This window comes from Staphylospora marina (genome assembly GCF_003856495.1).
GTDB lineage: Bacteria > Bacillota > Bacilli > Thermoactinomycetales > Thermoactinomycetaceae > Staphylospora > Staphylospora marina.
This window is the reverse complement of the sequence record NZ_CP034118.1, coordinates 2,287,573-2,309,954: the sequence shown is the minus strand read 5'-3', so window position 1 is coordinate 2,309,954 and position 22,382 is coordinate 2,287,573. Positions and strand designations below refer to the sequence as shown.

The window sequence follows — 22,382 nt, the reverse complement described above, 5'->3', positions numbered from 1 at the left end:
TTGCTCAGGCCTTTTTGGAATGAAAGGGGAACCATGGCGTCGAAACCGTGCCTCTTGTGTTGATGTTGAAAACTCGTTTCGTGACCCGTTGATCCATGTCCGAGATTCAGGGAAACGGGCATTTTTTTTTGCATGAAAAATTCGCCACCGCTTTGCAAGGAGTTGGTCAAATTTTTCCGGCCCCGGCAAAATTCACCCTGTTATAATCAAATTTGTTGATTTGAACGGAGCACAGGGGGGCGATGTCTGTTGAACCGCATTCTTCTGGGCCGCTTTTTCCCGTTTTGCATCCATCCCGACGATGGCAAAGATTTGGCCGACCAACTGCTTCCGCTGCTGTGGCGCCTTCACCGGCACGGTGAACAGGAAGACGGCGTGAAGATTGAAATCGATTTCAGCGAAGCGTATCTGTTCACGCTGGACTTTTTCGAGAACGCCTTTGGGCGCGTGCTTGATGTCACCACGCGGGAAATGTTTGAACGCACCGTGGAACTTCACGGATTGCCGCCGACCGGCCGTGCCATGCTGGAGCACGTGCTGGACAAAGCGGAGAAGGCCGAACGCCGACCGCTTTCCTTTCAGAAGCAGGAAGAGGAGAAAGAAAAATGGTGCGGGGAGCTGCTTCCCTTCGATCCCTCCCGTCCCCGGAAAGGGAGTGTCCGTCGCCGCCGCAAACAGACCGGTCACCAGGAGCCGCGCAAAGTCTGGTTCATGAGCCACACCCGGCGCTTGTACCTGGAAGTGCCCCGGGGGGAAGAAGTGTTTCAAGCGGGCAAACGCTTGAATGATCTCGGGATTCCCGCCTCCCGGATCTCCTCCGGCCTCCCGCTGGATCAGTTCCCCGAAGAAATTCTCGGCGGCAGCATCATCCGTGATGTCGACGAGTTCATTGAAGCGCATCTGGCCCCGGAGCAGGGGTCAAACCGGGAAGAGACGATGTAACATCCAACAAAAAACCGCCCGTCCCGATAAGCGGAACGGGTGGTTTTTTTGTTTCGCCATTCACACGTCAGCCATAGCCGTTTTCTTTCCACTCGGCGGTCATGCTTCCGTTCATCTTTTCCATCAGGCTCTTGGCAATCGGCAATCCCGGTCCGAAGCCCTTGCCCGTTCGCATCCGGTCCGCTTTGTAAAACCGGTCGAACAAGTGATGCACATCCTCATCGCTGAGTTCCGGGGCCGGGTTGCCGATGCGCGGTCGAACGGAGGATGTTCCTTCAAATCCAGGTTGCCAAATCCGCGCCGAAAAAACTCTCCGCCGGGCATTACATCGTGGGCAAAGCCATTCCGTCAGGCCGTTATCAAACCGCCCCGATCGGCAGAGGCTCCAATTACGGGGTGTATGATGCATTCGGTGGCTTGGTCCAATGCCGTGAGGCTGCCAAACTTGACGAAATTTTATCTTTCTTTTAAAATTACGTTCTCGATGGGTCACAGGACTTTTTTGGAACGACTTTGGGTTGGAGGAGGGGAATCTTCGATATGCACCCACGCACTCGAAATGCGCTGATTGCTTGGACCGTGATCTTTTTTGCCTTGTCTTGGTTTCTCCTGTATTGGATGAGCAAAATTGAAGAGCCGCCGAATGCGTTGGCCGTTTTGGTTGTTGTATATGGGATCACGACAATTCCCGTCGGATTTCACGCCACATTTAAAGGGATCGGCAAAATTCTGTCCTTCCTGTTTCCGGGAAAATCCACTCCTGAACCCGGCGCCAGGGTAGAAGTGAAAGTCGAGTATCGGCACCCTGATGCTGAACGGATCAAGGTCGTCTTTTATTTGGTCGTTGCTTTTTTTATTTTTTGGGTCGTGGGAATTTTGGGTCCGCTCCTTTTCCCGTACTACATTTATCTGTTCAAAAAAAGCTTTGACGAAGCGAAAAAACATCGAATGCAGAAAGCAGGGTAAAAAAGAGCCGACACATGAATGGTCGGCTTCTTTTTATTCCTGTTCTCTCTTGGTGTACAAAGTGGGGAGGTAAGCGGAAAACACCTTGGCTGCATCAGGCAGGAAGGCTGTGAACTTCCGGGGTTTTTGCAGGACTCCCCGTTCACAGACGTTTTTGGGGTTGATTGCTCCAAGCATGATGCAACAGGCCGACCACACCGGTCAGTTCACGATGAAATGAGAAACATTGAGACAAAAAATATCTTCTCCTTTCGAATGGTATATCAAGAATATTTGTTTAAAATAAGGTGTGTAACCATTGAATCCGAGGGGGAACGGAATGGATAAATTGACCGCCACCTTCCGGATCGTGACCCCCATGTTTCTTGCGGGGGCAGATCAAGAAGATCCGGAGATTCGTTTGCCTTCCGTCAAGGGAGCGCTCCGGTTCTGGTACCGGGCGATTGACCCTGAATTCCGGAAGCGGGAAGAAGCATTGTTCGGCGGCACGGGTGCAGGTGCGGGACAAGCCCGGTTCCTGATGCACCTGACGGGTGATGTTCCGGCCAGGCATGCGCCATCCGCCGAATGGAAGCGTTCGTTGAGGTACGTTCTGGCTTTGGTGAAAGACACCCGAAATGCTTTGCTGCCGGGCCAAACGTTCACGGTCCGATTCGTCATGAAGCCGAACGGATTCGACAGGGATGTACGCCGGGGTTGGCAATGCCTGCTGGCTTCCGTTTGGCTCCTCGGTCATTTGGGAGGATTGGGATTCCGCAACCGGCGCGGATTCGGCTCCGTGGCCCTCGAGAAATGGAATTTTTCCGGTGACGGGGATGCGGCCTCTCTGATGAACCAGCTTCCGCTGGGAGTGGAAGCGGAAACGCCGGAGGAATGGATGGAGATTCTCCTGAAGGGGCTGGAGGTGCTCGGGAATTGGTTTCCGGGATCGTTTGATGGCAGACACACCCATCTCGGACCGAAATGCCGGTTTTTGGCGGGTTCCGGTCAAGACGAATGGCTTCCCGCGATGCAGGACGGCATCAAACTGCTCGAGGAGTTCCGGACAACCTACCGGAGGGCGCGCTGGGCCCTGGGACTTGCCATGCAGGTGCCTCAATACAAGGTGAAATATCAGCCGGAAGGGCGCAATCGCATGGCATCACCGGCGATGTTCCGGATCGTGGCGTTGAAAGAACGGGTATTTCCCCTGTTTGTCCTGATGGACGCCCCGTCCCCCAAAGTGCGCAGGTTCGTGAAGAACGGCAATCGTTGGGAGCCGGACGGAGATCTTCAAGAGATTCCAGGAAGCTGGAAACAAAAATTCTCCGATCATCTGCGATCCGCCGGGTACAGTGAACATTTGCGGGAGGGGGACGCGTGAAGAAACACGTTCATTTCACGATCGGTCCGGTGCAGGGGTTTGTTGCCCAGTCCCGCCGGACGAGGGATCTGTTGGCCAGTTCGTTTTTGTTGTCGTATCTGTCCGGCGTGGCCATGGCGGAAGTGCTGGAAGGGAACGGGAGAATCGTGTTCCCGTATGTCCATGACGGCGAAGGTCGTGAAGCAGAGATCCATGATCCGCTGCTGATGGACATTCTGCAATACAAGCGGCACGGAACGACCACGCACCGGCGCTGGGTGGGCAGCTTGCCCAACCGATTTCTGTGCGAGGTTCCGGACGATTTCCATCCCGATCGTTGTGTGAAGGCCGTGCAAAACGCCTGGCGGAAGATTGCGGAGGCGGTGCGGGGAGAAATCCTGAAGTCGGAGATCTTGGCGCTCGGAAGAGGCACCGAGGAGATCTGGAACCGGCAGGTGGACGGCTGGTGGGAGATGGCCTGGGTGGAAGGCGCTGCCTCCCATCTGTTGGATCTGCGCAAGAATTGGCGAACCCTTGTCCCCACCGTGGAGCCGGGAGACAAATGCACGCTGGTGAGTGAATTGCAGGAATTGTCCGGTTGGATCCGGCCGGCGGGAGAGAGGGAACATCAGGAGCGATTTTGGACCGCCGTTCGGAAGCGGGTGGAGACTCTCTGGAAGAGCAAAAGAGAGCTTCATGAAAACGAACGCCTCAGTGCCGTTGCACTGATCAAGCGGTTCTTTCCCAGAGTTGCGAAAGAAGCGATCGGCTGGGAATTTCCGCCCGAAGCGCTTCAATTTCCGTCCAACTCCTATCTGGCTGCCCTTCCGTGGATCCGCAAGGCGGTGAAAAATGCCCCCGAGGAAGCCCGGAAATTTGCGGAGGAAGTGTGTCGTTCCGATAAGGTGAGCCAGAGCTGGCACGGACGCCGCTTTTTCGAGAATCCGGGCGACAGCTTCGTATTTGTCAATCTGGACGGGCACGTGTATTTCAAAAGCGGGCAGGACCGGCTGTTTGAGCGAAATGTGCCGGATGGGATCGATGAAGCGTATGAGAAGTTGACTCACGCCAAGGACGATGATGGGAAAGACCTTGGTGAACCTTCCCCTCACTATGCTTTGCTGATCATGGACGGGGATCGACTGGGCAAGCTGTTGCAGACAGACGGAGTGGAGCGGGAGGATGTGAGCCGTGCGTTGTCCTTGTTCACGGAAGACATCGAGGAGAAGATCCGGGAGAATGACGGAGTCACCGTCTATGCCGGAGGAGACGACGTGCTGGCCATGTTCCCGATGGACAAGGTCATTTCGGCGGCGGTGATGCTCAGAAACAAATACCGGAAAGCATTTGTGGAAGTGTTTGGAGAGGGCCGACTTGAATCCCTGAAACGGGAAGGCGCCTTGCCCGGCATTTCCGCAGGAATCGTGTTCGCCCACTACATGGTTCCGCTGTCCGGCGTGATCGCGCATGCTCATCATTTGCTGGATGACGTGGCCAAAGAGAAAACGGGACGCAACAGCATCGCCATCGGGGTGTGGAAACGCTCGGGCCCCGACCTGGTTTGGTCGATGCCGTGGGAGTTGTTCGGCGAGAACGAAAACGACACACTCCTTCACAAACTGGCAGCTCGGTTGGGCGAAGAAGGCGAGCGGGGTGTCTCCGGCAGCTTTCTGCACAAACTCCGGGAGCAACTGACCGGCGAGTTGCAATTTGACGAGAATCCGGAAGAAAACCGGGAAATTCTTACCGGTCTCATCGCAGCGGATTACATGCGTGCCACCCGGCAAAAAGGGGAGGAAGCCCGGGAGAAGGCAAAGGAGATGGCCCGGACGCTTCTGTCCGTTTGTCTCCGATCCTTTTACAAAGATGACGGTCAACTGATGCGGGAGCAAATGCCGCTGTCGCTGGACGGGGCTCTGTTGGCCCGCTTCCTCGCGGAAAAGGGGAGTGGAAGCGAATGAGCAAAATCTGGTCGTTTCGAGCCTTGGACACGTTGTTTTTCCGGGACGGAACTCCGCTGAACCAGGGAGATCCCGGTTCGGTTCACCCGCGCGGCCTCTTTCCGCCCATGATGAACACCTTGCAGGGGGCCGTGCGCACCGTGTTGGCCATCGGGCGCGGCTGGAGACCGGGAGAGGGGGGCAAACACGTTCCGCTTCCCAAGGAACTGGGAAACGCGGATCACCCGGGGGATTTGCAACTGACCGGCCCTTGGCTCCGGTTCGGAGAGGAACGACTTTATCCTGCTCCGCTCGTGTTGTTCGGAAAGCGGTTGGAGTCGGGAGATTGGAAGCTGGTGCGCCTGGCACCGGGACGTGACAAGATCCGGTCCGACCTGGGGGAGCATCGGTTGCCGGAGGTCCAAAAGCGGGTGGACGGCGGAAAATTGCAAGAGTCGCTGTGGCTCACCCGGAAAGGCATGGAGCGGGTGCTGGCCGGTGGCATCCCGGACAAGGGAGACATCCGGAGACCGGATGATCTGTGGGGCGATGAGTATCGCGTGGGCATCGGGATGGATCGTTCCCACCGAACGGCGATGGACGGCCATCTCTATACCCTGACGCACATCCGGCCGCATCGCAATCTGCGAGTGGAAATCGGGGTGGGGGGCATCCCGGATGACTGGCACCCCGAGGGGAAACGAGGCATTCCGCTCGGCGGGGAAGGACGATTTGCCGAACTGGAAGTGTCGGACATGAATGAATCGCATGTTTTGCCGAACATGCCGGAGCTCCGGGGGGAGGGAGGACAAATCCGGTTCACGGTGACGCTGCTCACTCCGGGCAAATTTGACCGTTTCCCCACGAACGGACCGGTGACGGAACCGGTCGGCACCCGGCGGGCGCTCATCAACGGGCCTCTTCAGGATCCCGCTTTCCGTCTCATTTCCGCGTCGGTCGGGAAAATGCTGCGCGTCGGCGGCTGGGATCTTGAACATCGAAAGCCGCGCCCGCTCGCACCGTTTGTCCCCGCGGGAACTGCATGGTTTTACACCGCGGACGTCTCCGAGGCATCCCGGATCGCCGATTTGCACGGATCGTTTGTCGGATTGGACACGAATTTCGGATACGGACAAATCGCCATCGGAATGTGGCACGAACAGGAGGAACGCCAATGAACGGTTTCATGCTCGGAATGTTGGCTGAGACGTCGGTGCATCCCGGAGCCGGTCGCTCCCAAGGGGTCATCGATTTGCCGGTCTCGCGGGAAGCAGCCACCGATTTTCCCGTCATCCCCGGCACCAGCTTGAAAGGGACGCTGCGGAGCAAGGCGGAACATGAACGGAACCAGGAATTCGCCGAACGGATCTTCGGCAAGCAAGACTCGGCCGGAGCGGTCGGCGTGACGGATGCCCGGCTGCTGCTTCTTCCGGTGCGTTCGCTCACCGGGCACAGCCGCTGGATCACCTGTCCGTATTTGTTGGAACGGTTTGTGCGGGATCTGGGCCTGATCGGTGAGGAAAAGCCCCTTCCGGAGTGGAAGATCGCCAAGTTCGACGCTCTCGTTGCTGAGGGAGAAGAAGTCCTCTTCCTGGAAGAGCTTTCGTTCAAAACCGTCGTCAATCGATCGATCATTGAGGAACTGTCTGAGTTGTTGGCTCCCCTGATCCGCCATGAATCGGTGCGCAAACGCTTGCCTGAGCAGTTGGTTGTGTTGCATGATGACGCTTTCACTCATTTCGCGCGCTATGCGCTCCCCGTGGCGGCACGCAACTCCCTGGACGACAAAACCAAGAAGAGCACCAACCTCTGGTACGAAGAGATGCTCCCGCCGGACTGCCTGTTTTATGCCCTGTTCCTGGTGCGGCCCGGCAAGGAAGAAGAACTGACGAAGTTGAAGGAACACCTCTCGGAAAGCATTCACGTGCAGGTGGGCGGAAACGAAACGGTGGGACAAGGCTGGATGATCACCCAAATCGTGGAGGGAGCGCAATGAGCGAGCAAGAACGGACCCTTGACCAGTTGCGCGCGGCGTTTTCGCATCGGAAGGTGAAAGAGCGTAAAGAAACTTTGGACACGCAGAAGGCGGATGATTACGCCGGCTATGTCATTCGCCTGCCCGCGGACATTCGCATCAACGGACTGGGACAGGCTCTGGCCCAGTTGTTGGCCGCGGCAAAACTGGATCCGTCCGATCCTCACCGTCTGGTGTACAATGACTTGTCCGAATGGCTGACAAAGGAGCATCCCCACAGCCCGTACCGGAATCATGACGACCTGTTGGATGCGCTCATGGAACGAGGGCGTGCCGAATATCTGTGGGCCTTGGGCGAAGCGATGACCTGGCTGGAGTGGCACAAAAAACTGTGCACGGCTTTCTTGAAACAGCCGGAGGGGAGCGAAAGATGACCAAGGGACGCGTCAAGGAGGGAAAAATTGAGCGCGAGCAATGGTTCCTTCCCCTGTACCGAGGCCCGGAACGCATTCACCAGTGCCCGGTGGACGGCCACATCGGGCTGTGGTACGAGAAGTTTTGCGATCGATGGGAAAGAGATAAAAAACATCGGTATCCGGAGTTGGGAAGAAGGAAGCAGGATTGGATCCAGACGGTCACCGGAATTCAGCCGACCTCCCGTCATCGGGAACTGGTCAGCGACATGGTTCATCGCATGGAGGAACTGGTATTGGAGCGAAAAGGCCACATCCTCCCGATGAAAACGGCGGGTCGGTTCGTCACCGGACTGGGTCGCCCGCACCCGGTGGAAAACGGCTTCTCGTGGCACCCCACCTTGGGAACGGCGGTTCTTCCCGGTTCTTCCGTCAAGGGAGTTGTCCGCGCTTGGGCCGAGCAGTGGGCCGAAGCGGAACAGGATGATATCGAACGGATCTTCGGCAGCCGCACCGGCAAGAACGTGCCGCACCGCGTCGGCAGCGTCATTTTCCTCGACGCCCTTCCGACCACGCCGGTGAAGCTGGAAGCCGATGTGATGACTCCGCATGTTTCCGAATATTATCGGGATCCGGACAGAAACGCTCCCGACGATATGCAGGATCCCACGCCGATTCCGTTTCTCACCGTGGCATCCGGGCAAACGTTCCTGTTCGCCGTGATGCCTCGCATTCCGTCGTGTGAGACATGCAGGAAAGACGCCGAACAGGTGATGGATTGGCTGAAGGAAGCCCTCGACTGGATCGGGGCGGGAGCCAAGACTGCCGTCGGTTACGGCCGGTTTGAAGTGGACAACGTCGAGCTTGGCAATTGGAAGCGTCGCTTGGAAGAAAAAGAACGCGCTCGGGCCGAAGAAGAAGCGCGCCGAAACATGTCCCCCATTCTTCGGGAAATACATGACGACGGCTGCGAGAGCGATGAACAGCGTTTCATGGAAGCGCTCAAGAACAAATGGATCCCCCGTCTTCAGGATCCGGACGTTCCCGTGGAGGAGCGGCGGGAGATCGCCGTTCATCTGGCCAACTGGTACCAGACGCACAAACCGGATCAATGGAAAAAGCCCAACAAGAAAAACAAAGAAAGGGTCCAGCAGATCAAGGACGTGCTGAACCAGACGGAATCTCGATGAAACGTTCGGTTATGCGTGCACCGTCATTCCCCGTTCCTGAGCAAGTACAGGAGTGGGGGACACCGGGAAGGGGCCCGACTGGCTCCTTCCCTGTCAACGATTCTCGTGGGTGGAGAACCAAGCCCGTTGAATGAGTTCCTGACGAAGCAGACCATATGACATACTGTCGAAAACGACCAACCGACACACAAATGTTCCGGTGGAACAGCAACTTTTTTATTTTTATGCTCAAAGGAAATGGAATTTTTTTCAGAATATAGAAGTGAAATCTGTGAACCTTATTTGCAAGACTCCCGGCTCATGAGGGGAAGCCTTGATTTCTGGTGTTTACAATGGGGTTTGAGTTGGTCCCATGGTGGAATTGAAAGCTGCCACGGAGGGCAATGTCCTGTAAGTCTTCAAGGTTTGAGTTGAATCCTTATTCGAATATGTGAAACAAAAAAGTCTGTAATCGAGGGATGTCCTTTGTTATACAGACTTTACACACTTTTTTTATCGACGATCTTTGCAGTCCGTGACAGAACTCAAGTTTTTGCCTCATGAAGGATAAACTCCATATATACACGGCTGACGTCGGCCTGACTTTTCATTCAAATGTTTCATCTCTCGAAATTCTTGTTGTGTTCTCGAGTGTTTCCAAGGTAAATTATTAAAAACAGAATAATTCTCTATGGGGGAGGGTGAAATGCAAGATCCGCAGCATTATCGAATCCGTTTGAATGAAAAAATCACGTTGCCAAAGGGTATTGCCGCCATTTATGCGTTGGTGAACTTGATCAATGGGCGAATGTACATTGGTCGGACGCGGTGTGCTCAGAAAAGGGTAAAGGAACATTTGAGTCAACTGAAAAACGGAACGCATCACGTCATTGAGTTGCAACTTGACTTCAAGAAATATCGTAAAGATGCTCCCGAATGGTTTGAATTCAGAATATTGGAAGTTGTTAACGATCGGAAGAAACTGCCCGAGGCCGAGGACAAGTGGATCCTCCAGCACAAAAAAGCCCAGCTGTACAATGCGCCTTCTGAGTACGACCGGGCCGGACGGCGCCGACGCAAGCGTCAGCGGGCCAGTGAATACATCCAGGGAAACATCTTTGAGTTTATGGTTGAGGAGTGAGCCTCGCCAAGGGGCTATCTTTATCTGTAACGTATTCTTAAACGAAGTCTGTGAACCTGCCGGGGTTTTTGCAGGACTCCCGGTTCACAGACTTTTTTGAGGTTTGGTATAATGAAGAAGCCTTGATTTTTCTGGTGTTCACAGATGGGTTTGAGTTGGATCCATGGTGGAATTGAAAGTGGAAAGTTTGGTTTCTTTGGGGATGTCGCCCTTCTTCGTTTGAGTTGTATCCATAGTGGAATTGAAAGATATGGTTCGCACAATTTCATCTGGCACTTTTCTCTCGTTTGAGTTGGATCCATGGTGGAATTGAAAGTTGGGAATGAACTGAACTTACTCGTTTGACCACAAAATTTGAGTTGTATCCATAGTGAGATAGTGGAATTATCATGAATTGAAACAAAAAAGTCTGTGAACCAGGGATGTCCCTGATTCACAGACTTCACTGTTTTTGTGGACCGAGTCTTCATTCGTTCTCAGGTTGTTTGTCGTCCGGCGGAGGCGGCGGGGGGTCGGACCGTTTTTCTTCCAGCAGCTCGATGACTTTGTCCAGCTTTTTTTCCAATTCCGTATTGCTGTGGAGAATTTGCCTTGGAATTCGGACGAGATTGTACACAAACTGGATGAATGACAGGAAAAACAGGACGATCAAAATCCCGATGATCCACTCCATGCTTTCACCTCTTTCCCATCGCGGATCCTGTCTTGATCCCTCCATATATGTATCCGTTTCATCAAGGATTCAATCCATGTTGAAGAATGTCCTCTGTTTTCGTGCATGTTCCTTTTTCCGGACAGGAACTTGCGTCTTTCTCACAGAACCCTTTCTGGATGAGAGAGTTTCCATTCTTGAAAGAGGGGGGATTACATGGACATCCAATCCCTCATCGACGACATTGCGAAGCGTTTGGTGCCGGTCCGTGGTGTGGAGGCGGTGGTGCTTGGCGGTTCGCGGGCGCGGGAATCTCATCGGCCGGATTCGGACATTGACATTGGGATCTACATTTCTTCTGCGGAAACATTGGACCTGGATGAACTGCAGAAGATTGCCACGGAGTTGGACGATGACCACCGGGAGCAACTCCTGACAGCCCCCGGCGGTTGGGGGCCGTGGATCAACGGCGGAGGTTGGCTGAAGGTGCGGGGAATGGCGGTGGACATTTTGTACCGCGATCTGTCCAAGGTAAGGGCGGTGATTGACGAGTGCTTGCGTGAGCAGGTGACGATTGACATGCAGCCGGGCCATCCTCACGGATTCACCAATGCCACTTATCTGGCTTGTGCCGGGTTCTCCGTGATCCGTCCGGAGTGGTTGCACAATTGAAATCGATGGTGACGCCGTATCCTTCACCATTGAAACGGGCCTTGATCGACCGCTTTTTGCGGGAGGCGGATTTTTCGGTGCAGACGGGCCGAAAGAGCATTTCCGGCCTGGACACGTCGTACGCGGCCGGTTCCTGTTTCCGGGCGGTTTCCTGTCTGAACCAGGTGCTCTTTGCCTTCAATGAATGCCACTTTATGAATGAAAAAGGGTCTGTTTTCCTGGCGGCTTCATTGAAATCGGTCCCGGCGGGATACAGGGAGCGGGTGGATGAGATCTTCACCTTGATTTCCCCCGATAAAGAGCGGCTGAAAGAGGCATTTGAGCGGTTGGAAGAGTTGTTCAGGGAAACGGAGGATCTCGTCTCCGGGTAAAAATAAAAATCTTGGTGGCCCAAGATTTGCAAACGGTGAAGATGTTTGATAATTTTATGAAAAAGCCAAATGATTTTAACATGAATCTCTACATGTTCGCAACCTGGTGTCCGGGTGAGTGCTCAGACCCGGACGACCGCTGCAGAACCGTGATGTTCATCCCTGGGGAACCGTTTCTGACGGGGAGCGGAGAAGATATCATAGGTGCGACCGGCGAAAACCTTCATCTTGTCGGACATCCGGGCCTCGATCAGATCGAGGAAAGGCACTCTGACAAATTCACCGTTTTCCAGACGGATTTCGACAACCTTGATTCGACCGGAATTCACAATTGTTCCCTCCCTGGGCAGGAATGTTGGAGTGGTGTATCTAAATGATTACACAGTCCTAAACTTTTCGCAAATATTAAAAAATCATTCTGAGCAATCATTGCTTTACTGAAATGCAGTCCCAAAGCCGACGGAGAACCCCGATTTCAATGAAGCACCGGTGATCGAACCATCTTCTAAAATGAATTCGCATACATCCTGAACTTCCCTTGAAAAAAATTTTTTTCGGGAGGGGCCATGAAAGAATACGTATTCGTATCGCTCGAGCTCGGCCATCTGATCCGTCGCAAGCGGAAAGAGAAGGGGCTGAAGCAGGAAGAGCTTTCGGTCGATCATGTGATATCGACCGGAACCATCAGCAACATCGAGCGCGGTGCCTATCGGGTCAGTCGTGAGAAGCTGGAATTTTTGTGCGAACGGTTGGGGATTGCTCCCGATGTGCTGAGCGACCATTTGCTCGACTCCGGAGACGGACCCCAATCACACAAGATCAATCCCGCTCTCCAGCTGATGAGCGTGGAGTATGTGCTCGACATGGTGGATCTGGAGAAAGCGTACAACCTTCTTCGGCAGATCCGCGTTTCCAAAAACGATCCCCTTCATGGCGTCGTTCTCTACCTAAAAGGACGGTACTACGAAGAAAACCGCAAGTGGAGCAACGCGGAGCTTCATTACCAGAAGGCCATCCGCCATGTGGAACAATTTCCGGAGCTGCTGGACACCAATATCCAGGCGGCGGCATACAACGGTCTGTCCCGCATTTACCACCACCAGAGCAAATTGGAAAAGGCGCTCCAGTGCGTACAGTTGGGACTCAATTCCTTCAAGTCCAACGGGGAACGGAAGCATGTGAAATATCATTTGCTCATCAGCAAAGTCATTTTTTTGGAAAAGCTGAATCGGGACAATGAAGCCTTTCTCCTGTTGGATGAGATCTGGAATGAAATGCCCCAAATCGAGAGTGCGGAAGCGCGGCTCAACATGTATGACCTGCGCGCCATGCTCCTGAACAAGATGAAATTGTACGAACAGGCCATTCTGGTGGCGAGACAGGGCCTGGAACGGGCGCGGGTGGACAAGGTGAGTGACCGGGCGTTCGACTTGTGGACCACCATGGGCGAAAGCTACACCAAGCTGGGGTCCCACGAAGAGGCGGAGCTCTGTTACCGGTCCGCACTGCGCATTCGCGGAAAAATCAGAAAAAAACATATTTTGACCTCTACCTATATCAAGCTGGGTCTGCTATACTTTGAAAAAAATGAACTGGACAACGCGCAAAAGTACCTCGAGCAGGCCGTGGAACTGGGGAAGACGTACCAGGATTCCCATCGGCTGATCGAAGCGCTCTCGGCACTGGGAGATTGCTTCCAAAAACGCAGACAGATGGAGAAAGCAAAAAAGTTGTACGAAGAGGCACTCAATTTGTCGGAAGAAGGAGGATTCGACGCACAAAGACAGAATATTTTGAGGAAGCTGGCTCTGTGTTGTGAGCAGCTGGACCCGGAATGTTTCCGGAAGTACGTCACTCAGTACCTGCGCTTGTCCGTGAAACTCGAAGAAGGAGGTGGAACAAGTATGCGTTACATCGCTGATCCTCCCACCGACTGATTGGTGATCGCCAGGTTGTTCACGGTGAACGGAACGCTTATACATAACTGGACATGATTTGCGAGGGAAATGGGAACCTCCGGCCGCAACATCGGTAGGAGGTTCCATTTTTAGTGTTTTGAACCGATTTGTATGCGTATTGATTCGAAGTCTGTGCCGTCATTTTTTCGCTGAATCCGATAATTGAACAGATCGATGCAACAATCGCCGATTTCCAAGCCTATGCTTGCTGGGTGGATCGGCGTTTTTTGTGATTGGGTGGGGGAATGACCGCGAGGTTGTCCGGTTCAGAGAGGAACGGAGGATATTATCCCGAAACGATGATTATATGATCCTAATCGATAATTATTTATTGTAAAACGATAAAACGGCGTGGTATATTCGAACTGATCCAGTCAACGAGTGAGGTGCTGAATGATGAACCGTGATCAGGGTTCCACGCTGTTTTTGAAGTCGGTGATTGTGTTGCTCGGTCTCGGGATCCTTACGTTATGCGTCGTTTTTTACCTGGGCATCGAGGGAGCTTCGGATTCGGAACGGGAGTATGTGTTCCTGCACATTCTTCTCGGCATCTTCTATTTGTCGGCGATTCCTTTTTACATGGCCTTGTATCAAGCGTTCAAGTTGCTGCAGTACATCGACAGGAATGAAGCGTTTTCGGAGTTGTCGGTGACGGCGCTGAAGAAGATCAAGCATTATGCCTTTTCCATCAGCATGTTGTATGTGCTGAGTTTGCCGCTCTTTTACTATGTGGCGGAAAAGGATGACGCCCCGGGCATGTTGTTGATCGGTCTGCTCTTGGCGTTTGCCGCGATGGTGGTTTCGGTCTTTGCCGCTGTTCTTCAGAAGCTGCTGAAGAGTGCCGTTGAGATCAAGGCGGAACATGATCTGACGATCTGAGGTGAAGAAAGTGGCGATCATCATCAATCTGGATGTCATGCTGGCCAAACGGAAAATGAGCGTGACCGAGCTTTCGGAAAAGGTCGGGATCACCATGGCCAACATCTCGATCTTGAAGAACGGAAAGGCAAAGGCGATTCGCTTGTCCACGTTGGACCGGATTTGCCGGGTGTTGGATTGTCAGCCCGGAGACATTTTGGAGTACCGTCATGATGAGGACACCGGGGAGTGACGGGCGGGGATTCTCATCGGGAACCATGTTGAGAGCCGTGAAGCAGCTTCTCCTGTTCGGCCGGGAGCAAGCCTTGTCCTGTCTGTTTCCCGCCGTGATTTTTACGGCTTTGGCCGTGACACAGAAGGTGCCGCTTCCCTTGTTGCCGCGGTACGATTGGCTGCTCCTCATCTGCCTGCTGATGCAGTGGTGGATGGTTCGCTCCGGGCTGGAAACCCGGGATGAACTGAAAGTGATCACCTTGTTCCACATCATCGGGCTGGCTCTCGAGATATTCAAAACGCACATGGGTTCATGGGCATACCCGGAGGAAGGATATTTCAAGGTGTTCGGTGTCCCGCTGTACAGCGGATTCATGTACGCCAGCGTGGCCAGTTATCTCTGCCAGGCATGGAGAAGACTGAAGGTGGAGTTGTTTCGCTGGCCGCCCTTCTGGGCGGTGGTGCCTCTGGCCGCCGCCATCTACCTGAATTTCTTCACCCACCATTTCTGGATCGATGTCAGATGGTGGCTGACCGGCCTCGTGTGGATCGTGTTTTGGCGATCGTGGGTCCTGTACGAGGTGAACGGCGTCCGCTACCGGATGCCGGTGGCACTCTCCTTTGTGCTCATCGGTTTTTTCATCTGGGTGGCCGAGAACATCGCCACATACTTCGGGGCCTGGGAGTACCCGAACCAGATCAAAACGTGGAACCCGGTTCATTACAGCAAGGTGAGCTCATGGTTCCTGTTGGTGATCATCAGTTTTTTGATCGTGGCAACGTTAAAACGGGTGAAGGAGAACGTCTCCCGGGGAAAAGAAGAATCCGTGAGGGTGGGGCAAAGAGAGAAAGTCACGCCTCGCAAATCGAAGGGAGCTTGAAGATGGACAAACACCCGTGGCTGTTGCAATTTCACAAGGAACTCAGACAGGAAGCACGGATGGAAGGATTCGTCCGGGAAGAGACGGAGCATGTGGTACGTCTCATTTCCCGGTACGGAGATTTGGCGTTTATCATCGCGTCGGATCTGAACGAAGAGAATGCCGGAGAGGTCATCCGCAACGAATTGGATTATTTCCGGAGTCTCAAGCAGGATTTTGAATGGAAAGTATACAGCTACGACCGGCCGCCTCATTTGAAAGAACTCCTCAGGCGGGAAGGCTTTACGGTGGGAGAGCCGGAAGCCCTCATGATCATCAAGCTGGATGAGCGGCATCCGCTCCTGACTCGTGAACTGTCTTCCCGTGTCCGGGAGATCACCGACGAACAAGGCATCCGGGACATCGTGGCCTTGGAAGATGCCGTTTGGGGGGAATCGCACGCCGGGCTTGGAGAGAGGCTTTGGCGGGACAAGCGGGAACATCCCGATTCGCTGTATCTGTATGGCGTTTTTGAAGAAGACCGGTTGGTGAGTGCAGCCTGGATGTACCTGGAGCAGAACTCTTCCTTCGCCAGTCTGTGGGGAGGGGCCACTTTGCCGGAATTCCGGGGAAAAGGGGGTTATTCCGATTTGCTGGCCATCCGCGCCAGGAAAGCGTATGAGAAAGGGCATCCATTCCTCATGGTGGATGCCTCCCCGATGAGCCGTCCCATTTTGGAGAAGCACGGGTTTGTGTGCTTGGCGTACTCATACGGGTGTCAGTCACCATCCATGAAGTGAAGGGGCCATTTCCGGATTTTGAGTCGAAGTCTGTAAACCGGGGTTTATGCAGGGCTCCCGGCCCACAGACTTGTTCGGGGTTATCCGTGGTGAAATTGTGTGAGGGGATCCGCCGGAAGCCATCCCCTGTTCGTTTCGTTGCAATGGCAAAGGCACTCACAGGGGATGGCTCCGGCTTTATTATTGGGATAAGACATGCCGTCTGGCTTCACAGAGTTGTGACCGAGAGGCATCTTTTTCCGAGTTGTGAATCGAAGTCTGTGAACCTCCCGGGGTTTTTGCAGGACTTCGGTTCACAGAATTTTTCGGGGTTTGATATAATGGAGAAATCTTGATTTGTCTGTTGTTCACAATGGGGTTGCAATTGCACCCATGGTGGAATTGAATGTCTCCGATGCTTTCAGTGTCGATTTCGTCGGTGTCGTTGGAGTTGCTTTCATGGTGGAAGGCTCAGGAAAGGACCTGTGAAAATTCGCGGGATGACAACGAACAAAAAAGAAGAGAACTGCGGATGGATGGGATATACACTGTCAAACCAAAGCGGGGGAGGAGAGAGAATGGGGCAAGATTGTTCGGTGTTTTCGGTGTGGATGGGTCAATGCAGTTTGTGGGAGATGTTCACCGGAGAAGTGATTGTGGGGCTGTTGACGGTGGTGGTGGCCGTCATCGCGGTGATGGTGGCGGTCAAGCAGATTCAAAAGCAAGAGGAACTGACCAGGGATCAGCTGAAGAAGCAGGAAGAGCTGACGCGGGAGCAGATCTCGGCGACGATGGAAGCGACCCAGAAGCAACTGGATGAGATGCGGAAGGCGCAGGAACCGGAGGTCCGAATCGTTCTCAAACGCCTCATTAACGAAAATATCAAGCGACGCTTTTTCGACGGTCTCCTGATCGAGATCGTGAACATCAAGAATGTTCCCGTGTTTGTCATTGAGAATCAGATTGTCGTCGATTATTTCACGGAGCATGATCATTTCGACGGGAATTATTTCAATCGTTATCGTTTCCTGCGGTATGAGTTGGTTCCTCAACTTGTGGAGACCAAAATCTTGATGATGGGCCAATCTCATCAGTTGGTGCTGGACCGAAGCTTCTTCGTCAAATTGTTCGACAACAAGACGTTGGAGGTCGTCAATGAGCTTCGGCAAAGACGCCATCCGGATTCGCCCGCGAAATTTGATTTGCGCCGGGAAGAGATTCGGAAAGTGTCGGTTCGGTTGGAATTTCCGCTGACCCAAGCCAAGGTGGTCCTCGAACTGTCCAAAAATGACAGCGGGACCTTTTCCATCGAGGCCAAGGGGTATTCGGGAGAAGAAAAAGTCATCGATATGTTTACGTCCCGTGCTTTTACGTTGGAGGACTTGGACGAAGAGTGATGAGCCTTTGTTTGAAATCGGGTGCCGGGAGTTGAAACGGATGTCGAATGGGGGGAATGAATCGAAGTCTGTGAACCTCCCGAGGGATTTGCAAGACTCCCGGCCCCCAGACTTTTTCGGGGTTATCCGTGGTGAAATTGTGTGAGGGAATCCGCCGGAAGCCATCCCCTGTTCGTTTCGTTGCAATGGCAAAGGCACTCACAGGGGATGGCTCCGGCTTTATTATTGGGATAAGACATGCCGTCTGGCTTCACAGAGTTGTGACCAAGAAACATCTTTTTCCGAGTCTTGAATCGACGTCTGAGAATCTCCCGGGAGATTTACGGGACTCAGACGATCGATAAGTATGTGAGGGAGCGGCACGGGATCGTTTAAGTTGGATCCATGGTGGAAGTGATGGCTCATTCCCGCCCCGCGGTCGCATGCTCTTTCCATCAAAAAGCCCCCTATGGTTTTGCTGATAGGGGGGAGCCGTTGTTTCTCAATATCTGTTCATCAAGGAGCGACCACATCAATGGTGACGGTGGCGACGTTGGACAGGGCACTTCCATCGCTGGCCTGATAGGTAAAACTGTCCGTGCCTTCAAACCCGTCATTTGGCGTGTAGATGAAGGAGCCGTCTGGATTCAGTACCAGCGTTCCGTTTGTGGGACCGGTGACCAACAGAGCCGTAAGCGGGTCGCCATTCGGATCGGTGTCGTTTTCCAGTACGCCGGAAGCAGGAACCGTGAGGGGAGTATTCACGGTGGTTGTGTAAGAATCATCGTTGGCCACGGGCGGTTGGTTCGTGGGCTTTACGGTGATGGTGACCGAAGCCACCAGGGACCTGTTAACCCCGTTGCTGGCTTGATACGTGAAGGCATCCGTTCCTGTGAACCCGGGATTCGGTGTGTAGACAAAGGACCCGTCCGAGTTGAATGTCAGAGTGCCGTTGGACGGATTACCGATCAAAATGGCCGTAAGGGGAAGGCCCCTGAAGTCAAAATCGTTTTCCAGCACACCGGGAGCAGAGACTGAGAGAGGGGTTCCTTCATTGGTGGTGTAGAAATCGTCCCGCGCAATGGGCCGAAGCGCCGGAGGCGGTGGCAGTACAATGGGACCGAAGATCGTGGAGAGAATCCCTCCAACCAGACCGATCATACTGTTCAAGATGCCGCCGATCATACCCGTTCACCTCCCGATTTATAGATATGTTTTTATAGAGTAGGGAGAAAGGGCGGATGCGCCGGCAAAAGAAAATTGTGCGATGGACCGTTTGGAGTCTTGGCAATCAGGCCGAAGAAGCTTGGCGTCGCACAATGGGATTTGAGTTCGATCTATGTGTTTTCGGCCTTTTTTATTGTGTTGGAGAGTTGCCGGAAGCCATCCCCTCGTATTTTCTGAATATTGAAACGAAGTCTGTGAACCTCCCGGGGTTTTTGCAGGACTCCCGGTTCACAGACTTTTTGGAGGTTTGATATAATAAAAAAGCCTTGATTTTTCCGGTGTTCACAATGGGGGTTGAGTTGCATCCATGGTGGAATTGAAAGGTGGTTCATGAAGGTTTTGAGGCGAAGCTTTGCCGGCGGTTGAGTTAAATTCGTGGTGGAGTTGAAAGTTCTGGATCCAGCTCATCGGAATTCACACTTTTTACGGTTTGAGTTGAATGGTGGATTTGAAAGCATTCTATGATTTTGAGGAACCACTGAGGTGGTCTCGTTTGAATTGCATCCACGATGGAATCATCAAGAACATCTCCGTGAAATCGAAAAATCGGCCGAGGATGCATGGGCTCCTCGGCTTTTTCTTTTGGAAACAGGAACAGAATTTCTTGTCATGAACACCAACGGTTTCTTTGTTCGCATAATTGTATGATTCATATCAGGTTTTTGGTGGAATATCATGGATGTGTTCATGAGAGCGAGGTTGGAATGGTTCATCGATTGTCCGACACTCGGTTTTTGGGGCGTCAGGCCCGATCTGTTTGAATGGGGGAATGCGAATGAATGAACAAAAGTCCTGGAACAAAGGCAGAATCGTGGGTACAGTGATCGGATTGATTTTGCTGGTTGTGGTTGTCGTGAACTGCACGGCCATCATTGAGCCCGGATACAAAGGGGTTGTGTTCAGTCTCAACGGCGGATTGAAAGACGAGGTGCTGGACCAGGGGCTCCGGTTCGTCTGGCCGTGGGAAAACGTGACCCAGTACCCGGTCTCCACCGAGACGGTCTACCTGACCAAAAACAGCGGAGAGGGATCGGACCAGTCGATGGACGTCAACACTTCGGACGGAAAATCGGTCAACGTGGACGTGGTGTATTCGTATCACATGGAACCGGAAAAGCTGCCGCACATCTTCACCAAGTTCCGCCGGCGGGAAGCGCCCGAGATCGAGTCGGGATACATCAAGGTGCAGCTCAAGACCGTCATGCAGTCCGTCACGACCCGTTACAGCGTGCTCGGGGTGTATACCGAGCATCGTCAGGAAGTGACCAATGAAATTCAGAAGAAGCTGTCGGAGATCCTCGCCAAAGACGGGATCATTCTGGAGACCATTTCTCTGGCGGATGTCCGGATCGATGCCAATACGCTGAAAACCATCCAGTCCATCGCGGATGCCCAGAACCGCCAGGAGTACCTGAAACGGGAAGAAGCCAACAAGAGACAGGAAGCGATCAACAACAAGATCGAAGCGGAGGGCAAAAAGCAGGTCTCCATCATTCAGGCTCAAGGACAGGCCGAAGCCAACCGCATCCTGCAGCAATCGCTCACTCCGTCCATCGTACAACTTGAGTGGATCAAAAAATGGGACGGCAAAATGCCCACCGTGCAAGGAAGCGGAAGCCCGCTGATCCAGATGCCGGCCGCGAAGTGACGAAGATGCGTCGGGGGGATGCTCCCGCGCCGTGTCAGAAGTCCGCAAACCGCTTGATTTCATGAAGTTGGTTTGCGGACGTTTTGTATTTATGGGAAACGGTTGTCATGTTGCATGGAGTGCTTTTTGTGGATGGGTTATCATGGGGTCAGCAGAACATTCATTCGAGGAGTTGACGATCCATGCCTCCACGCGTCACCCGCAAAACGCCCAAGACGGTTCTCACCCCGGCGACCGGATTTCTCACCGGCTACACGCATACGCTCAATCCGTATGCGGGATGCTCGTTCGGCTGCTCGTACTGTTATGTCAGGCAAATGCCGGTGGCGCTGTTTCGCGGGGAAGAATGGGGAACGTGGGTGGAGGTGAAGGACGGGGCGGCGGAGGTGCTCCGGCGGGATTTGACACGGGCGCGGAAGAAAGGTTCGGTGAAGATCTTTCTGTCCTCGGCGACGGATCCGTATCAGCCGGAGGAGGCGCGCGCCGGGCTGACCCGGTCGCTGCTGGAGGTGCTGAGCGAACAGCCGCCGGATTTTTTGTTTCTGCAGACGCGCAGCCCGCTGGTGACGCGGGATGTGGATATATTGTTGAAACTGAAGGATCGATTGCTGGTGAGCGTCACGGTGGAAACGGATCTGGAGGAGGTTCGCCGCGCGTTCGCGCCGGCCTCCCCGCCGGTTCCGGCCAGAATACGGGCGCTCGGCCGGTTGAAGGAGGCCGGGCTCTTCGTCCAGGCGGCGGTATCTCCGGTTTTGCCGTTTTCGCGGGAGTTTCCCGCCAAATTGCACGGCCTCGTTGATCGGGTGTGCCTGGATGATTTTTTCCTGGGGGACGGCAGCGGCGGCCGGAGGACGGAGCGATTGCGCATTCGGGAGATCCATGAACGGCTGGGACTGGAGCGCTGGTACGGGCCGGACGTCCTGAAACGGACGCTGGAAGAGTTCCGGAAGGTGTTTCCGGCCGGGAAGTTGCTCGTGAGCCGGGACGGATTTTTGCCTCCGGCCGGGAGGGCATGATTACGGGATCCTGATCCGGATCACGGGACGGATGCCGTAACGGGAGACGCTGTTGTTGGCGTATGTACGGATTCTGCCGCCGGTGCCGACAAAGCAGGCGCGGGACGGCTTGTTTCCCCGGGTTCGCAGCCACCACCAGGAGCAGCCGTGTTTCTCTCCGTCGATGTTGAGATAGTTGAACGGGTTTGATTTGTCGTAAACGTACAGATCGCAGCCGTCCGGCTTTTTCACTTTGGCATACTCCGTTCCGACCGCCCGGCGCAGTTCCTTGCCGTGAATCTCGGACCATTTTTCGATCTCGGGGATGCTCGGCAGAAAGACCTTGTCCACCGTATCCGGGGTATCTTCTCCGTTGTCCGTGCAACGGGTCGGCAGGATGAGCTCTTTTTCGGCGTCACGGAATGCCCGATGGAAGAATGCCTGGTTCAACCACTTGCGCAGGTCACAATCTTGCCACGTCATGTCCACGCAATCCCGCCACTTGATCTCCGCGGATTCTCCGTGATATCTCCGGCAGTCCAACAGCCGTTCGCTCAGAAGAATAACAATTCCTTCACGATCCGATTTCTCGATCACCCGCCAGCGGATCGGGGTGTGGTCCGTGCCGTCCGCCGTGTGCGGATACGTGCCGAATGTGATGACTTCACCGGGCTTTGCGCGTTTCAGTCGGTCAGTGTCCATGGGAAATCCTCTCCTTCCAGGGGGAGTTTTTTCAGTATACAACACGGATGCAAACGAAAAGAACAAGCCGGCGAACCCCTTGATGCGCTGTTTGGGGGACTTTGGCATCGGAACTTGAAGGTTTTTCTTGCAAGTAAAAGACCCGTGGACAGGCCACGGGTC

24 protein-coding genes are annotated in these 22,382 nt (G+C 53.9%); 19 read left to right on the top strand and 5 right to left on the bottom strand.

The window, feature by feature from the left end:
* The first annotated feature begins 249 nt into the window (after positions 1–249).
* On the top strand, positions 250–942 hold the full coding sequence (locus EG886_RS11455; RefSeq protein WP_124728256.1) for a hypothetical protein: 693 nt from the start codon (positions 250–252) through the stop codon (positions 940–942).
* Positions 943–1,009: 67 nt separating this feature from the next.
* Here EG886_RS11455 and EG886_RS14005 read toward each other — a convergent pair whose 3' ends face one another.
* Positions 1,010–1,147, bottom strand: a complete 138-nt coding sequence (locus tag EG886_RS14005) for a hypothetical protein (RefSeq protein ID WP_241154321.1) — start codon at positions 1,145–1,147, stop codon at positions 1,010–1,012.
* Positions 1,148–1,482: 335 nt separating this feature from the next.
* Between EG886_RS14005 and EG886_RS11445 the strand changes: the two genes are divergently transcribed.
* The 8 genes from EG886_RS11445 to EG886_RS11410 all read left to right on the top strand — a co-directional run bounded on the left by EG886_RS11445 (position 1,483) and on the right by EG886_RS11410 (position 9,888).
* Positions 1,483–1,908 carry a hypothetical protein gene (locus EG886_RS11445; RefSeq protein WP_124728255.1) on the top strand — a complete coding sequence of 142 codons (426 nt, stop codon included), beginning with the start codon at positions 1,483–1,485 and terminating at the stop codon, positions 1,906–1,908.
* Between the two features lie 319 nt (positions 1,909–2,227).
* Positions 2,228–3,271, top strand: coding sequence for a type III-B CRISPR module RAMP protein Cmr1 (gene cmr1, locus EG886_RS11440; protein ID WP_124728254.1), 1,044 nt, complete (start codon positions 2,228–2,230; stop codon positions 3,269–3,271).
* Positions 3,268–5,211 carry a type III-B CRISPR-associated protein Cas10/Cmr2 gene (gene cas10 / locus EG886_RS11435; protein ID WP_124728253.1) on the top strand — a complete coding sequence of 648 codons (1,944 nt, stop codon included), beginning with the start codon at positions 3,268–3,270 and terminating at the stop codon, positions 5,209–5,211. The genes cmr1 and cas10 overlap by 4 nt, the downstream gene beginning before the upstream one ends.
* Positions 5,208–6,368 carry a type III-B CRISPR module-associated Cmr3 family protein gene (locus EG886_RS11430; RefSeq protein WP_124728252.1) on the top strand — a complete coding sequence of 387 codons (1,161 nt, stop codon included), beginning with the start codon at positions 5,208–5,210 and terminating at the stop codon, positions 6,366–6,368. Before cas10 ends, EG886_RS11430 begins: the two co-directional genes overlap by 4 nt.
* Positions 6,365–7,186, top strand: a complete 822-nt coding sequence (gene cmr4 / locus EG886_RS11425) for a type III-B CRISPR module RAMP protein Cmr4 (RefSeq protein ID WP_124728251.1) — start codon at positions 6,365–6,367, stop codon at positions 7,184–7,186. The genes EG886_RS11430 and cmr4 overlap by 4 nt, the downstream gene beginning before the upstream one ends.
* The gene (gene cmr5 / locus EG886_RS11420) at positions 7,183–7,599 is read left to right on the top strand and encodes a type III-B CRISPR module-associated protein Cmr5 (RefSeq protein WP_124728250.1); all 417 of its coding nucleotides are present in this window, start codon (positions 7,183–7,185) and stop codon (positions 7,597–7,599) included. The genes cmr4 and cmr5 overlap by 4 nt, the downstream gene beginning before the upstream one ends.
* Positions 7,596–8,768, top strand: coding sequence for a type III-B CRISPR module RAMP protein Cmr6 (cmr6, locus tag EG886_RS11415; RefSeq protein ID WP_124728249.1), 1,173 nt, complete (start codon positions 7,596–7,598; stop codon positions 8,766–8,768). Before cmr5 ends, cmr6 begins: the two co-directional genes overlap by 4 nt.
* Before the next feature lie 685 nt (positions 8,769–9,453).
* Entirely contained in the window at positions 9,454–9,888 is a 435-nt protein-coding gene (locus EG886_RS11410) for a GIY-YIG nuclease family protein (protein ID WP_164491816.1), read from the top strand.
* Positions 9,889–10,354: 466 nt separating this feature from the next.
* On the opposite strand, the gene EG886_RS11405 is transcribed toward EG886_RS11410, so the two are convergent.
* Positions 10,355–10,561 (bottom strand): DUF4083 family protein, encoded by a 207-nt coding sequence (locus tag EG886_RS11405; protein ID WP_241154320.1) that lies wholly within the window; start codon positions 10,559–10,561, stop codon positions 10,355–10,357.
* A gap of 195 nt (positions 10,562–10,756) precedes the next feature.
* On the opposite strand from EG886_RS11405, the gene EG886_RS14000 reads away from it, so the two are divergent.
* The gene (locus EG886_RS14000; RefSeq protein ID WP_241154319.1) at positions 10,757–11,212 is read left to right on the top strand and encodes a nucleotidyltransferase domain-containing protein; all 456 of its coding nucleotides are present in this window, start codon (positions 10,757–10,759) and stop codon (positions 11,210–11,212) included.
* Positions 11,209–11,583: a hypothetical protein gene (locus EG886_RS13995; protein WP_241154318.1), complete on the top strand. Its 375-nt coding sequence runs from the start codon at positions 11,209–11,211 to the stop codon at positions 11,581–11,583. The genes EG886_RS14000 and EG886_RS13995 overlap by 4 nt, the downstream gene beginning before the upstream one ends.
* Positions 11,584–11,705: 122 nt before the next feature.
* Here the strand turns inward: EG886_RS13995 and EG886_RS11395 are convergent, their stop codons facing one another.
* Positions 11,706–11,912 (bottom strand): hypothetical protein, encoded by a 207-nt coding sequence (locus tag EG886_RS11395; protein ID WP_124728246.1) that lies wholly within the window; start codon positions 11,910–11,912, stop codon positions 11,706–11,708.
* Positions 11,913–12,149: 237 nt separating this feature from the next.
* Between EG886_RS11395 and EG886_RS11390 the strand changes: the two genes are divergently transcribed.
* The 6 genes from EG886_RS11390 to EG886_RS11365 all read left to right on the top strand — a co-directional run bounded on the left by EG886_RS11390 (position 12,150) and on the right by EG886_RS11365 (position 17,669).
* The gene (locus EG886_RS11390) at positions 12,150–13,520 is read left to right on the top strand and encodes a helix-turn-helix transcriptional regulator (RefSeq protein ID WP_124728245.1); all 1,371 of its coding nucleotides are present in this window, start codon (positions 12,150–12,152) and stop codon (positions 13,518–13,520) included.
* A gap of 417 nt (positions 13,521–13,937) precedes the next feature.
* Complete coding sequence (locus tag EG886_RS11385) at positions 13,938–14,420, top strand: DUF2975 domain-containing protein (protein ID WP_420894146.1); 483 nt, start codon at positions 13,938–13,940, stop codon at positions 14,418–14,420.
* 10 nt (positions 14,421–14,430) lie between these two features.
* Entirely contained in the window at positions 14,431–14,652 is a 222-nt protein-coding gene (locus EG886_RS11380) for a helix-turn-helix domain-containing protein (RefSeq protein WP_124728243.1), read from the top strand.
* A 28-nt stretch (positions 14,653–14,680) separates the two neighbouring features.
* Positions 14,681–15,514 (top strand): DUF817 domain-containing protein, encoded by an 834-nt coding sequence (locus EG886_RS11375; RefSeq protein WP_124728774.1) that lies wholly within the window; start codon positions 14,681–14,683, stop codon positions 15,512–15,514.
* 2 nt (positions 15,515–15,516) lie between these two features.
* The gene (locus EG886_RS11370) at positions 15,517–16,293 is read left to right on the top strand and encodes a GNAT family protein (RefSeq protein WP_124728242.1); all 777 of its coding nucleotides are present in this window, start codon (positions 15,517–15,519) and stop codon (positions 16,291–16,293) included.
* 557 nt (positions 16,294–16,850) lie between these two features.
* Positions 16,851–17,669, top strand: a complete 819-nt coding sequence (locus EG886_RS11365; protein WP_124728241.1) for a hypothetical protein — start codon at positions 16,851–16,853, stop codon at positions 17,667–17,669.
* A 495-nt stretch (positions 17,670–18,164) separates the two neighbouring features.
* Here the strand turns inward: EG886_RS11365 and EG886_RS11360 are convergent, their stop codons facing one another.
* Positions 18,165–18,833 (bottom strand): cadherin-like domain-containing protein, encoded by a 669-nt coding sequence (locus EG886_RS11360; protein ID WP_124728240.1) that lies wholly within the window; start codon positions 18,831–18,833, stop codon positions 18,165–18,167.
* An 817-nt stretch (positions 18,834–19,650) separates the two neighbouring features.
* Here EG886_RS11360 and EG886_RS11355 point away from each other — a divergent pair.
* Together EG886_RS11355 and EG886_RS11350 are read left to right on the top strand one after the other, a co-directional pair.
* Complete coding sequence (locus EG886_RS11355) at positions 19,651–20,523, top strand: prohibitin family protein (RefSeq protein WP_164491815.1); 873 nt, start codon at positions 19,651–19,653, stop codon at positions 20,521–20,523.
* A 182-nt stretch (positions 20,524–20,705) separates the two neighbouring features.
* A complete protein-coding gene (locus EG886_RS11350) occupies positions 20,706–21,539 on the top strand; it encodes an SPL family radical SAM protein (RefSeq protein WP_124728238.1) in 834 nt (277 codons plus the stop codon).
* Here the strand turns inward: EG886_RS11350 and EG886_RS11345 are convergent, their stop codons facing one another.
* The gene (locus EG886_RS11345) at positions 21,540–22,220 is read right to left on the bottom strand and encodes a DUF6273 domain-containing protein (RefSeq protein ID WP_124728237.1); all 681 of its coding nucleotides are present in this window, start codon (positions 22,218–22,220) and stop codon (positions 21,540–21,542) included.
* Positions 22,221–22,382 lie beyond the last annotated feature (162 nt).

Excerpts from the sequence above, each read along its gene's own strand:
- EG886_RS11445 (WP_124728255.1), top strand. The coding sequence starts at position 1,483 with ATGCACCCACGCACTCGAAATGCGCTGATTGCTTGGACCGTGATCTTT.
- cmr1 (WP_124728254.1), top strand. The coding sequence starts at position 2,228 with ATGGATAAATTGACCGCCACCTTCCGGATCGTGACCCCCATGTTTCTT.
- EG886_RS11430 (WP_124728252.1), top strand. The coding sequence starts at position 5,208 with ATGAGCAAAATCTGGTCGTTTCGAGCCTTGGACACGTTGTTTTTCCGG.
- cmr4 (WP_124728251.1), top strand. The coding sequence starts at position 6,365 with ATGAACGGTTTCATGCTCGGAATGTTGGCTGAGACGTCGGTGCATCCC.
- cmr5 (WP_124728250.1), top strand. The coding sequence starts at position 7,183 with ATGAGCGAGCAAGAACGGACCCTTGACCAGTTGCGCGCGGCGTTTTCG.
- cmr6 (WP_124728249.1), top strand. The coding sequence starts at position 7,596 with ATGACCAAGGGACGCGTCAAGGAGGGAAAAATTGAGCGCGAGCAATGG.
- EG886_RS11410 (WP_164491816.1), top strand. The coding sequence starts at position 9,454 with ATGCAAGATCCGCAGCATTATCGAATCCGTTTGAATGAAAAAATCACG.
- EG886_RS11405 (WP_241154320.1), bottom strand. The coding sequence starts at position 10,561 with ATGGAGTGGATCATCGGGATTTTGATCGTCCTGTTTTTCCTGTCATTC.
- EG886_RS14000 (WP_241154319.1), top strand. The coding sequence starts at position 10,757 with ATGGACATCCAATCCCTCATCGACGACATTGCGAAGCGTTTGGTGCCG.
- EG886_RS11390 (WP_124728245.1), top strand. The coding sequence starts at position 12,150 with ATGAAAGAATACGTATTCGTATCGCTCGAGCTCGGCCATCTGATCCGT.
- EG886_RS11385 (WP_420894146.1), top strand. The coding sequence starts at position 13,938 with ATGAACCGTGATCAGGGTTCCACGCTGTTTTTGAAGTCGGTGATTGTG.
- EG886_RS11370 (WP_124728242.1), top strand. The coding sequence starts at position 15,517 with ATGGACAAACACCCGTGGCTGTTGCAATTTCACAAGGAACTCAGACAG.
- EG886_RS11365 (WP_124728241.1), top strand. The coding sequence starts at position 16,851 with ATGGGGCAAGATTGTTCGGTGTTTTCGGTGTGGATGGGTCAATGCAGT.
- EG886_RS11360 (WP_124728240.1), bottom strand. The coding sequence starts at position 18,833 with ATGATCGGCGGCATCTTGAACAGTATGATCGGTCTGGTTGGAGGGATT.
- EG886_RS11355 (WP_164491815.1), top strand. The coding sequence starts at position 19,651 with ATGAATGAACAAAAGTCCTGGAACAAAGGCAGAATCGTGGGTACAGTG.
- EG886_RS11350 (WP_124728238.1), top strand. The coding sequence starts at position 20,706 with ATGCCTCCACGCGTCACCCGCAAAACGCCCAAGACGGTTCTCACCCCG.
- EG886_RS11345 (WP_124728237.1), bottom strand. The coding sequence starts at position 22,220 with ATGGACACTGACCGACTGAAACGCGCAAAGCCCGGTGAAGTCATCACA.